The following is a 12508-nucleotide window of genomic DNA, read 5'->3' as shown; positions in this document are numbered from 1 at the left end:
CATTGAGAGGCACCGCGGTGAAAGCACCAGAGTACTCCGAGCGGCTCCAGTTAGTAAAATTTCCGTTCTGGATGCTGTAGTTATCCGTGATCTCTTCCCAGAGGTACTCTAACGGGCCTGTCCCACCCACATCAAGGCGGTCCTTCGGCTGCCCACGGTAGATACGGCCATCGTCGTTCTGGGCGCTGGAGTCCTTGACATAGATCACATACGGCGCATTGGAATCACCCGATCCCGGTACACCCGCAATCCCTGGCCCCGTTGCCGACGGAGACACATGAAGCTCGTAGGGACCACCCGGACCACCATTTTTGTTAAACACGAGAGGGGAATTGGAGATCTGACGCCAGGTCAGCCCCAAGTCATGGGAACGGTAGACACCCGCCGCTGCATCATTGCCCGTTCGCGTTGCGTAGTAGTAGCGTGGGAGCCCTGCGTTGGTTGCACCCTGGATTGTGCCGTACGCGTTGTACATTCGCACACTACTCCAGTCACCCGTCGGAAACGCCGAGCCATTGGCCATAACCGGTTTTTTCCAGCTTGCTCCCCCATCGGTAGAGCGCCAGAGGCTTCCCGGATTTATGCCACGTCCACAGGACGCAACCACGATCTTGGGATTGTAGGGGTTCACCACAATCGAGGAAACTGCGGTTCCTGCCATGGCTGGATTACCAGCCGTATCAAGACTGCCGATGCTAAAGAAGGTATTGCCCCCATTGACCGACTTCATGATCCCCGTGGAACCAGAGTTGGGCGATAAATTCTTGAACCAGAGCGAGCTCGTGACCTCACCCGGGCCGCTGGTTGCACCGTAGAAATCCCCTAACCCCACGTACAAAACGCGGCTATTGGTAGGATCCACCGTCACCGCCGATGTCTCCTGGTAGGGGAAGTTGTTACTCAGCGGTGTCCAGGCGACTCGCGCCGTGGGATCAATGGGCTTGTAGTCCAGGGTCTTCCAGACACCGCCACTTGCCGTCGCGATGTAGGCGATACCTTCCGTCTTGACATCGAAGGCCACGGCGTTGACTCGGCCCGTCACAAAGCTCGTATTGGGCCCCATGGCGGAGCGAATGCCTGGAACCACATTAATGGGACCAACAATCTCCCAGCGACGAGTGCTGTAGCCAAGGTTTCCCCCAGAGAGCAACCCGATCTCTCCCGGTTTCCCGGCAGGCTTCGCCTTCTTCCCACCAATACTGGCGGGTCGCATTTTCTCGCGGTGCTCCAGAGCGCGCTGAAGCGTCCCGTGATCAACCGTGGGCCGCCCCTGTTGTGCGTACCCCGAGTGGGATAAGCTAATCACACTCGCTAGTGATCCTGCCACCCCTGCCCAGATTCTCAATCTCACGTTCATTTCTCCCTCGGATTTTCCCATGTCGCGACGCCTGCTACGGCTGCAACGCATAGAGGTTGCCTTCAAAGCCACCGATGTAAAGCATATTGTTGCTAGCCACAGCGGGTGAGGAATCAAACCCTAACCCACCTGCACCTGAGCTAAACGTCCAAGCAACTCCCCCCGTTGCTGTATTGACACCGTAGACATTCCCGTCGTAGCAGCCAATGTAGAGCCGTGTCCCATCGTTGCTCAGCGCGGGCGATGAGGTGAATCCCTGTGCAAAATTGCTACTCGCCCAGACCTGAGTACCTGTGACTGTATTCACGGCGAAGATCTTGCTCTCGTCTAAGCCGGAGATGTTGTCAAAGGTGGCAAAGTACAGAGTCGCCCCATCCGGAGACACTGCCACGGTGGAGTAGATCTGCGCCTGAGCATCAAAGGGCTGTGCCCAATCTGCCAGACCCGTCGCCGCATTCACGCCGTACAGGAACCCATCAAGCGTTCCAAAGAACACCCGACCGCCACTGACTACGGGCGATGAAGCCGTTACTGATTTATCACCGGTGCTGAATGTCCAGGTGACTGCACCCGTGATGGTGTTCACCGCGTAAAGATTCGCTCCAACAAGAGTTCCGCTACCAAGAGTCTCTCCCGAGCTAACGGCGTATAGAGTGGACTCGTCAGCACTAAGTGCCGGGGAGGTTTGAAGCTCGGTATTCGTGGAGGCAGAGGGAGCCATACTCCAAGACAGGTTCCCATTGAGTGAGTCCAGCTTGTAAAGCTTGCGATCCGTACCGCCTGTTCCTACATACAGATAGCCATTAGAGTCTAGAGCAGGAGTGCCGTAGACCGGCCCGCTGAGCTGTTTCACCCAGACGGGAGTAAAGCCTGTGTTTGTCGCGTTGTTTTTAACGGCATAGACATTGCCAGTGCCGCTTGCTCCGTAGCTACCAAAATAGATCGTCCCATCTTGGCTGATCACCGGTGAGGACTCAATCCGCCCGATCGTGTTGCTATTGTTATAGACCCAACGAATCGTCCCATCTGGATTGAGTGCAGTCAGTGCACCGCCTGCCCCTGTGCTCTCGTTATAGGAGCAGATGTAGATACTGCCGTCTACACCTAAAGTCGGTGAGGAGAACACCACATTGTTGCCCAGGGCGGTTTTCCAGGCCTGGGTCGCCGAAGCCCCCAGAATCCCGGTTCCCGTCGCACCTACGCCAAGGTTCTGCTTGGTTCCATGAAAGCGCGGCCAGGCACTCAGTGCCAGTCCGAGAGGAACGATATTGACCGTGGCGGTAGTGGTGTACTGTGCGGGGTTGGCGGGATCAGAAACGGACGATTCCGTCTCCGTCACCCTGATGGTCACACTGGTCGGCGTACTGCCTGGATCACCTGCCACATATGTCGAGCCATTCCCAAGGTACGTGGCTCCTGCTGAGGAGTTATCCGGGTTACGGAAGTTGCCGATTCCAGAGGCAAGAATCTCCCACTTCCACTTGGAGGCAGTGGTCAGAACAATCGCACCGGTTGCGTCTTTGGCCGTGGCCACAAATGCGCGGGTACGATTTTTCCCCAGGTTCTGTCCGCTCGTGCTGCCGTCGGTGATCCCGATTTCCACCGTGCGGATGGTCGTTCCCAGAGTGAAGGCAACTCCGCTATTGACAGGATTGTCCGTATCAAGCGGCACCACGGTACTTCCCGTTGACTGCACTACACCAGTACCAGCGGCAGTGGGGAAAGCACTGGCCGTAATCGTGTAGTTTTCCGGCGTACCAGGGATGCCGACCTCAAGGTTGGTTGCCGTCGTGGTCGCGACTGTGACGGGCGAGGTGCCACTGATGTCCGCAGGCCGAACCAGAGTTTTAGGGAAGCCGGGGGCACTGCGCCCCAGGCTATCCTTAATATTCACCACGATGCTATTGGAGGCATCTGGAATCAGACGGGTGCGTGCAGGCCACTGCACCGTGATTCCGATCTCACCGACCTTACGGCTGGCAAGGGCACTGGTGCCGCCCCCGAAAGGCCGCCCCAACCCGCCGCCACAGCCCGTCAGCGGAACCACAAGGCTCAGCGCAATCGCCGACGCGCAGAGCGCACGTGGCACGGTTCTCAGAAAAACGAATCGTGTCATTGGCTTAGTCAATCCTAACCCCTAGCGAGCCAGCGACCACCTGAACATTGATGGTCTTCTTCGCATTTGTATCGTAGTTACTCGTAGCAATCACCTTGAGCTGCCCACTGTTTGCCGCAGGAGGCGTCCCTGGAGCCGTGTAGCGTGACGTGGTCGATCCCGTGGAGACGATGCTTCCGTAGACATTGCCCGTGTTCGCCTCGCCATTCGGCCCGGTAATTGTCCAGGAAACCGTTCCATCGCGGCCCACAGGCAACCCCGTCAGCGCGACAGCAAAGCTCTGGGTACGACTGATCGAGACCTTCTGCGGATCCGGCAGCGGGCTGGGCGCCGTCACCACCACACCGATTGTCGTCAGTACTGTGATGGGCAAGTCAACGAATTTACGCGTGTCATAGACACTGGTGGCACGCACAGTGTAGGTTGCGTTGTTCTTTGGTGCCGTAAAGCGCGCCGTGCTCGATCCCGTTGAAGCGATGGCACTGCCAAAGCCTGCAGGGCTCACGATCGACCAGGTCACTCCCTGATTGGGTGTGTTGCTCACAGCGGCAGTCAGGTTGAGCGTATCGTCCCAGTCCAGCTGAGGAGCCGGGCTCGGCGTGATCGTCACCCCAACGGCAGAGAGCACCGTAATCGTGCACTCCCCAATCTTCGTGGCGTCGTAGTTGCTAATCGCACGGATGGTGATGGTCGCTTCCCGCTTAGGAGCGGTGTAGGTGACCTTGTTAGCATCCGTGGGATCCACAACAAGTACCCCGACGGGATTGTTGCCATCCTTGACGATCTCCCACTTCACTTCACGGCGGGAATCGCCGGTAGCGGGAATCCGTGGAGAGAGGTTCTTCACCAGCGCGGTCAGATCGACCGACTGCTCCCAGGAGAGACCCGCCGTTGGGGGCGTGATCTCCACCACAGCAGGCGCCGTCACCTTAATCGGGATGGGGAAGGTCTTCGTGGAGTTGTACCTGCTGGTCGCAACAACCACGATATTACGAATATCGCCACCAATGAGCTTGGGGGCGACGTAGGTAACCGTGTTGCCCGTGGTGTTGAGCAGTTGGCCATTGGTCGTGCTTGCGCCGCCTTGGATGCTCCAGATAACGTCACTCTCCGCTGACGGAGCGCCTGTCACGGTTGCGACAAGATCCAGCGGGAATTCGGAACCCAGATTATCCGAGGAGCCTGGAACAACGGTTACCGCAGTTCCCGAGGTCACCTGAACAACCGTTGGTGCGCTGATCGCACCGTCCACTTGCACGGTAACGGTTGCCTGGATCGGGTGTAGGCCTCGTACAGAAGCCCCCGAGTTAACCACTTCCAGGTTACTGGGATCAGCCACCACGGTAAAGAACATTGAGCCGCGTGTAATCGCGACAGGAGTCCCCTTCGCATTCTTCGCTCCCACGGCCAGGTCTTTAGTCTCACCAACTTCAACCGCCTGATTGGGAATCACCTCGACCGTCTGCACCCCTGTGTAGGTTGCAATCGTCACGGTGAGGGAACCATCTGCCAGAATTGTGGCTGATGCCGCCGCTTCACCAACCTCATCACCTGTTGCATCAGAGTTTATGAAGAAGCGAACTCGGAGGACGAAATTGCCCACCTTGGCAGGACGTGGAGAGTCATAGGACTGGAGAATCGCAGCAGTGCCTGCAGGGCGATTCACAACCCAAGAGATGTCGCCGCCCGCTGGATCGCCGCCTTCAAGCGTGATCCTAGCGGAGAGCGCCGAGGAGAGACCAACGACGCGGCTACGCGCGCCCCAATCGATCTTGACCTTGAAGGCTGCGGTGCGCAATGGTGTTGGGGTCGGAGTCGCCCCTACCGCTGTTGGCACGGGGCCGGGGATGGTTTCCCCGCCCCCGCCACAGCCAGAAGGCAGGAACGCCAGCAGACCTGTTACCAGCACCGCTGCCGCCGCCGCCAACCAGGAGGATCGCATCCCAGTGCGAATCTGCATGCTGTAAAACCTCTCTTCTCGGTTGTTAGTTAGGGATATTCCCTGTCTAAAATGGCCGAAAACCTACGCTCGCTCTATTCAAGCCAGCACAGGCAATTTCCTTCTTTAATTGAGAAATTTCCACGGGGCACCATCGTCCCCCCGCGGGACTACCCCACCTAGATCTGAAAGTCGTCGTTATTGTTCCCCAAACTTACCAGTTTTGTCAAGCACTCCTCACATCACCAAGCGCCTCAAGCAGCCACACCCGCAAGTCCACGTTCCCATTGCGCCAGTCCAGCGGCGGCATCTGCATCGTGCCTGCCTGACATATTCGTGAAACGCCCTCGGCCTTCAAAGCTTGATTCCACCAGTCACTCCTGCCGGGTACACATTCGCCCACACAAGAAATCTTCCCCACATACTCTCCAAGAAACCATTGAAAAGGCTTTTGATCGTCATAGGGAATAACATGAACCACACAGAAACCCGTTGGGGCTGGCAGTGGACAGGGCTCCTGATGAATCACGACACTCCAACACAGATCAGAATTCCCCAAAACTTCACGCCCCTCCATCAATGCCAGATCACGCGCCTCCCGCACAATTCGACATTCAGCCGCGTCCGTACGTGCTTTTACGCCGAGTCGCTCCCTCTGTCTCTCTAGCGCCAGTGCTAGTGCGTGACCTACTTTTGAACCGTAGGCATAGGCCACCAGTAGTGTTTGCAGGGAGAGACAGCCCGCTTGATCGTACATAAGGACATCACGTGCGAACCTATGGGCGTCCCAGTGCCCTCCAATCAATCCGATGCTGATAGCGTGCCCAAATCCTTGAAACGGTGTCGCCTCTGGGGTCGCCTCGTGAAGTGCGGCAATGCTTTCATCGCCGCCGTAGGCGATCACGGCATCGGCGTTTTGGACGAGTGTTTTGGTTCGGAGATCGTCGCCAGGGAAACTATCAAGATGCAGAAGCGCGGCGACTTCGGGATCAATTTCCGCCAGCGTCTCGACAAAGTGGCGTGTCCAAACTGTCTCGTCGCGGCTTTGTTTAATGAAGACAGGAATGCCGAGTAGCACGGCGTAGTGGAGTACCGGCCAGGCGAGCAGTGGGGTATTTCCCGCGAGGATCAGCGCGAGGACACCCGGCTTCTCAAAATCTCCAGACTCAGAGCAGTGCGGCGCGGATCGGGCGAGGGCTTTGATTCCTCGGCGTACTTGTGCCCACGGAAATCCCCCCGAACCCACCCGGCTACTCGCACCACTCGTATCCACCCTCCCTTGAACCAAGGGAGGGTCGGCGAAGTGAGGAACGAACGGAGCCGGGGTGGGTTCGGGCGGCGCGAGACAGACTTGCTGCCATAATTTTGCCAGGGCGGCGACGCGGCGCTCTACAGGAATCGGAGGAAGTTCCCGGAGTTTTACCAGGGTTTCCCTGACCGTTTGAGGAGTGGTTTCCATGAGCCTGGACGGTATAATACCCCCATGGCACGAAGAGATAACCGCCGAGGAGATTCGCAAGGTCAGGATAACGACGAGATGCAGCTGCGTGCTGTCGGGTTAGTGGATGAGCTGCTGGCAATGACCGCGCCGTCCGACCCGAAGTACCAGTACCTCATGCTGTTGCGCCACCAGCTGGAAACCGACGAGCGGCAGATGCGTGATGCCCAAGAGGTTCTGGAGCAGTTCGAGGATGCCTACGCCAAACTCACCGAGACAGCAAGCAAGATCGGGATGTATCTGGGGCCGCTGGAAAATAGTAAGAAAGTCTTTCTGGCCGTCGGCGATGGCGAGTATGTCGGCAATGTAGACCCCAAGCTCGCTACCGATGAGATGACCATTGGCGATAGAGTGGTCATCAACGATGCGTTTGCGGTCGTGCAGGTGCTTCCTCCGCACATGGCGGGGCCGCTGGTCAAAGTGGGCGAGGTGCTGGGCGACGGGCGCGTGCGTGTGGGCGGGGATGCACAGGGGCAAAACTCTCGTATCGTCGGTCTGGGCGAAGCGCTTCAGTTTGCGGACATGAAAGCGGGCGACGAAGTGCGCCTAGAGCCGACCGGCAAGCTCGCCATGGAGCACTTTCCCAAGGCCGAGAGTAAGGATTTCTTCCTGGAGGAAGTGCCACAGGTACCGTGGGAGAAGATCGGCGGCCAGGACGAGGTCATTGAGATCATCCGCGATGCCATCGAGAAACCTCTGCTCTACCCCGAACTCTACGAGCGTTTTGGCAAGCGTCCGCTTAAGGGAATTCTGCTCTACGGCCCGCCCGGCTGCGGCAAGACACTGATTGGGAAGGCCACGGCCTACAATCTCACAAAAGAGTTCAATCAGCAAACCGGCCAGAACCTCAAAGAGTACTTCATGTACATCAATGGGCCCAAAATCCTCAACATGTGGCTGGGCGAGTCCGAGCGGCAGGTGCGCGAAATCTTCGCCACGGCCCGTGAGAAAGCCAAAGACGGCCACTTAGTTTTTATCTTCATTGACGAGGCCGAGTCTATCTTGCGCACCCGCAACTCGGGCCGCTGGACCAACATCTCCAACACGGTTGTCCCGCAGTTCTGCGCCGAGATGGACGGCCTTGTCTCCAGTGCCAATGTAGTCGTGATGCTCACCAGTAACCGCCCGGACTACATTGACCCCGCGATTCTGCGCCCCGAGCGCATTGACCGCCGCGTCAAAGTGAAGCGGCCCGATAAGAAAGCGTCGCGTGATATTCTGGCGATCTACCTCAATGAGAATGTGCCACTGGACTGCGCCCTACTCGAAGCGCATAATGGCGACAAGCGGGCCGCTGCCGCCGAGCTGGTAGACAACACCGTGGCGCACCTCTGGCGCAAAGACGCCGAGACGGAATTTCTAGATGTCTTCAACCGCAACGGCGGCACGGAGCGGCTCTACTGGAAGGATCTCGTCTCCGGTGCGCTTCTCAGCTCCCTAGTGGAGCGGGCTAAGGACTTCGCCATCAAGCGTGCGATCGCCTCAGGCAACCAGTCCGAAGGTCTGACGCAAGACGATCTCTACAAAGCACTCGCGCTGGAGTTCAAGGAAAACGAAATCTTCCCCAAGAGCGATGCCGTCGAGGACTGGCTGATGCTGCTCGATCAAGCCCCCGAGAACGTCGCCGATGTCAAACCCATACGCCGAGAGACACGCGGCAAGGGCACGGCTAAAACTCCAAGCGGCGTGATCTAGCAGCGGGCGGCTAAAGCGGCCCGCTGATGCGGCAAGACCCATAAGTGGGCCTGTGGCTCCCTCTATACCAATTGCTGGGTGGAGGGAGTTTCTTTTAGCTGAACTCGGAGGCTTTGCGCAAAAAGAATTTCACACCGCCTTTGTGCTCGTGCTGGACGCAGGGTTCGAGGGCGTGGTAGATGTGGCGGTAGCTGATAGCGTGGTGCAGAGCAGTCAGTGGCACAATGGTCTCCCAGGGCGGCAGGGGCGTGCTCCAGGCGGCGTAGAGCTTGCGCGATGCTTCGTCGGTGTCTTCCCAGAGCGCGGTGAGAATATCGAGCCAAGGGAGGCCGACGCTGGCATCGGTCCAGTCGAAGTAGAGCAGGCTACCGTCTTTGTTTGGCCCCTGGGCGACATTGCCCATGTGCAGGTCGCCGTGTACCAGAGCACAGGGACTGTCCGAAAAAGCGGCGATTTTTGCCTGCCAGTCCACGGAGAGAAGCCTTTCGCGCTCGTCGTCGGTGAGGGGTGAGAGACAGATTTCGTCGGCGAGAAGTTTGGGCAGCTCGCGGGCAAAGTGGGCCGGGCGACGGTCCACACAGCCAAGTTTGAGCAGCGCGGCTTCTTGACCAAGCGTGGTTTGTTGGAAGCGCGAGTAGTCGGTGAGCGCGAGTGCGGCAGAACTGTCGCCGTGTGTTTCGCGCAGGCTGGGGCCGAAGTCTTGTAGCAACATCCAGCCGCGCTCGGGATCGGTGGCAAGCGGCAGGGGAGCAAGACCGGCAAAGCGCTCGGCGAGGTTTTGCGTGACGTCCGCCTCATTGGCAAAGAGCGCAGGCTGCTGGTTGGTGGCCTTGAAGTAGACAACTCCGCGTCCCGTCTCAGCCCGGATCACGCACGAGAGGCTCCAGGACTTGACCTCTTTCCAGGAGCGCAGGCCATCTGCGTGCTCCGCAATCCAGGCCAGTGCCACCTCCAGCCAGCCTGCATAACCCCACGGGACACGTAGCAGGTGCGGCTCATGAACGGCCACAGGGAGATCGGCTTCGTCTATCCAAAGCGCCTCGTCGGGGCGAGCGCCCTCCGCAATCAGCGTGGCTTCGTCTTTGGTGGCATGTGGCATAAAGCGCCGGTGCAGAGGCAGCTCACGAACGGACTCCGCCCCCGCCCCCACAAGCTTCCACCAGCGCTGGCTCTGAGACTCCTGGCCAAAGCACGTGACGATCACTGCTCAGCGCGGAAGCGAATCAGTGCCAGGCTTCCCAAAAGACCCGCCAGGAAAAGCGCGATGCTAGTGGTTCGAGCAATGCCCCTGAGAACAAGTGTCTCATCCATACTCGCGCTCTCGCTGGCCACAAGTTTTGCTTCGCCATCGGCAAGCTGCTGTTTCCAGTAGCCTGGATCATTGGTCTTGCTCTTAGGATCGAGCCTTTGGCGCGCCTCACGAACCAGGCTTGACGCAGGAGCGCGGGCGTCGCGCTTCGCAGTGGCGACACCGATCAGTGCGCCAAACGCCACACTGACCAGAGCCACGAGCGCCACAGGCCGAAGCACACGCAACAGCGATTTCGGAGATGCCACGGGCAAGCGCCCCAGGCGGGTGGCGGCAAAGAGCGCTCCCGCGCAGCAAATTAACGCAAACAAAAAGAGAATCACACCGAAATTATACCGCTATTTCTCCGCGAGCTCGCAACCAAAGGTGCTGTTCTGTTGCCCCACGGGAAAGTGCCCACAGGACAGTGGCTCAGTCGCGACAAACTCCCAAGGATTTCAAGTGATCCAGGAGACATTTACAGTGCGGAGCACGATCCCGAACGCGACTGCGATCTGTGTTCTTCAAAATATCGGGAAGATGGCGCGTCTTGCTATATTTTCCCTTATCCGTTTTCTCGGTAGCTCGGTTTAATTTCTCTGCCAGATCAGTTTTAGATATTTCCTCAACATTGAATGTAACAGGGAGATTCCCTAGCTTCTCTCCATAATATTCCTTCATGTTTTCAGGATGTGCTACCAACCAAGCCTCGACACACTGTGCCATAAAATAAAGTTGTTCATTCGTCGCTTCTTTTGGTTTTTTCCATTGATCTTGTTGGTAATTTAGTACATGTAGCCAACGTGATTGGCCTTCTTGAAGAGGAATCTCCGAATCCACAAGAAGTAAATAAGTTCGTCCCGGTTCTTCTTTTAAGGCATTACAAAATTCGTCATAAGCATCTTTTCGAGAACCACAGATTTCAATTCTGACCGCATCGGATAACCCTAAAAATGTATGAAATGCTTCACGCATACGAGTGAGGTCAGTTCCTTTTCCATGTCCCTTCGGAGCTCCCCCTTCAACAAAAATCGTGACTCGTTTCAATACAACGTACCTCCGATAGCCCCTCGAAGCCAAACCTCACCTAACGACATATCATCTTGCTGCAACCATTTTTTGAGACGCTCAGGGTTCGGTCGTTCGATAGTTGTGCCTTCTTCCGAAGTATGCTCACAAACTAAAATCGCTTCGGGCATGAGATCCCCAATTGCGGAAACCAGTAAATCAGAGTGTGTCGTAATGATGAGTTGAGTACGCTTTGATGCCTCCACAAGAAGTTCCGCAATCATTGGCAAAACATCAGGATGAAGTCCTAGTTCCGGCTCCTCGATACAGATTAGCGGTGGTGGTGTTGGGTGACAAAGAATCGTCAATAAGCAAAGAAAACTTAGCGTCCCATCCGAGAGCCGTGACGCGGGAATATTAGCAACTGATTTCCCGACACTTTCACGTATAAATATTTGGACTAGTCCTCCCACAAAGTCAGTAAACAGTCGCTCAGATCGAGGATAAAAACGTTTCAATTTACTTAGCAACAAACTTTCTATATTCACAAAATTATTTAAATTATGAAGAACGACAGCCAGATTTGAATAATCCTCAGATAAAAATTTTGATTCGACATCGATTTTTTGTGGCAACCAAGAGGCATTACCTTGTTGCCACGGCCTACCCGTGTAAATTCTCAGGCTTTTCAATAAAGATGCAGAGATACTATAATTAGAAGGTCTAAAGTCTTTAACTTCAGACATTACCGACTTACTATCTTCAATTCTAACATTTTCAACATTTTCCATATCCATTTTCAAAAAATATATTCTTGCGTTATTCTTAAATCTCTCAAAAAATGTAAATATATCGCTCTTAAAAACCTCGCTATGAATTTCTATACCATAACCATTTATAAAATTCAATGCCAAATAATAGGTGCCAATATAGTCTGAGTGAAAATCTAAATCCGCAGATATTTCTGATGGCAATATAGAATCAGATCGTTTCCAATCTTCAGGAAAACTACTGCTACTACGAATAGGCATAGATAAATCTGTCGGTGCTGCTTGTAAAATCCGTACTGCACTCAGAAAATTAGACTTACCAGAACCATTTGGCCCGACTAAGACATTCAATGGACGTAGTTCGACATCCACACCTTCGGGACCAAAGGAGAGCAAATTCTTGATTTTCAGAGATTTCAGCATGGTTTTTTACATTTTACAATACAAACGGCCCACGACAATTTGTCGTGGGCCGTTTCGTTCTTGGGATCGTGCCCGCTACAGAGAGCGGCCTTTTTCGATGGCCTCTTCGATGGTGCCGACCATGTAAAAGGCTTGCTCCGGTAGGTCGTCGTGCTTTCCAGCCAGGATCGCATCGAACGAACGGACGGCATCCTCGCGGCTGACGTACTTTCCGGCGATTCCGGTGAAGGCTTCTCCCACGTAGAAGGGCTGAGAGAGAAACTTCTGGATCTTGCGAGCACGGTAAACAATTAACTTGTCCTCGTCGGAGAGCTCGTCAATTCCCAGAATGGCGATGATGTCCTGAAGCTCTTTGTAGCGCTGGAGGATGGACTGAACCCCACGGGCCACCCGGTAGTGCTCGGCTCCCACGAT

The 12508-nt window shown here is 55.8% G+C and carries 9 protein-coding genes and 1 pseudogene; 1 reads left to right on the top strand and 9 read right to left on the bottom strand.

Annotation, left to right across the window (positions count from 1 at the left end; all coding sequences use genetic code 11):
• The 4 genes from ACH2EH_RS13900 to ACH2EH_RS13885 all read right to left on the bottom strand — a co-directional run.
• Positions 1–1357 (bottom strand): WD40/YVTN/BNR-like repeat-containing protein (locus ACH2EH_RS13900; protein WP_395142632.1); only part of this gene is annotated, 1357 nt, incomplete at its 3' end.
• Between the two features lie 34 nt (positions 1358–1391).
• A complete protein-coding gene (locus ACH2EH_RS13895) occupies positions 1392–3473 on the bottom strand; it encodes a PQQ-binding-like beta-propeller repeat protein (protein WP_395142631.1) in 2082 nt (693 codons plus the stop codon).
• 4 nt (positions 3474–3477) lie between these two features.
• Positions 3478–5433, bottom strand: a complete 1956-nt coding sequence (locus tag ACH2EH_RS13890) for a hypothetical protein (RefSeq protein WP_395142629.1) — start codon at positions 5431–5433, stop codon at positions 3478–3480.
• Positions 5434–5638: 205 nt separating this feature from the next.
• Positions 5639–6871, bottom strand: a complete 1233-nt coding sequence (locus tag ACH2EH_RS13885; protein WP_395142628.1) for an acyl-CoA reductase — start codon at positions 6869–6871, stop codon at positions 5639–5641.
• Positions 6872–6895: 24 nt separating this feature from the next.
• On the opposite strand from ACH2EH_RS13885, the gene ACH2EH_RS13880 reads away from it, so the two are divergent.
• Complete coding sequence (locus tag ACH2EH_RS13880) at positions 6896–8605, top strand: AAA family ATPase (protein WP_395142626.1); 1710 nt, start codon at positions 6896–6898, stop codon at positions 8603–8605.
• Positions 8606–8699: 94 nt separating this feature from the next.
• Here ACH2EH_RS13880 and ACH2EH_RS13875 read toward each other — a convergent pair whose 3' ends face one another.
• The 5 genes and pseudogenes from ACH2EH_RS13875 to ACH2EH_RS13855 form a co-directional block, all read right to left on the bottom strand.
• A complete protein-coding gene (locus ACH2EH_RS13875; protein WP_395142624.1) occupies positions 8700–9809 on the bottom strand; it encodes a phosphotransferase in 1110 nt (369 codons plus the stop codon).
• Complete coding sequence (locus tag ACH2EH_RS13870; RefSeq protein ID WP_395142622.1) at positions 9806–10237, bottom strand: hypothetical protein; 432 nt, start codon at positions 10235–10237, stop codon at positions 9806–9808. The genes ACH2EH_RS13875 and ACH2EH_RS13870 overlap by 4 nt, the downstream gene beginning before the upstream one ends.
• 88 nt (positions 10238–10325) lie before the next feature.
• On the bottom strand, positions 10326–10940 hold the full coding sequence (locus ACH2EH_RS13865) for a DUF4276 family protein (protein WP_395142620.1): 615 nt from the start codon (positions 10938–10940) through the stop codon (positions 10326–10328).
• A complete protein-coding gene (locus tag ACH2EH_RS13860; RefSeq protein WP_395142618.1) occupies positions 10937–12094 on the bottom strand; it encodes an AAA family ATPase in 1158 nt (385 codons plus the stop codon). The genes ACH2EH_RS13865 and ACH2EH_RS13860 overlap by 4 nt, the downstream gene beginning before the upstream one ends.
• Before the next feature lie 75 nt (positions 12095–12169).
• Positions 12170–12508: pseudogene (locus ACH2EH_RS13855) on the bottom strand (F0F1 ATP synthase subunit beta); the annotation flags it as partial.

Source organism: Armatimonas sp. (assembly GCF_043760365.1).
GTDB lineage: Bacteria > Armatimonadota > Armatimonadia > Armatimonadales > Armatimonadaceae > Armatimonas.
The sequence above is the reverse complement of the archived record's forward strand: the minus strand, read 5'-3'. Positions and strand labels throughout refer to the sequence as shown.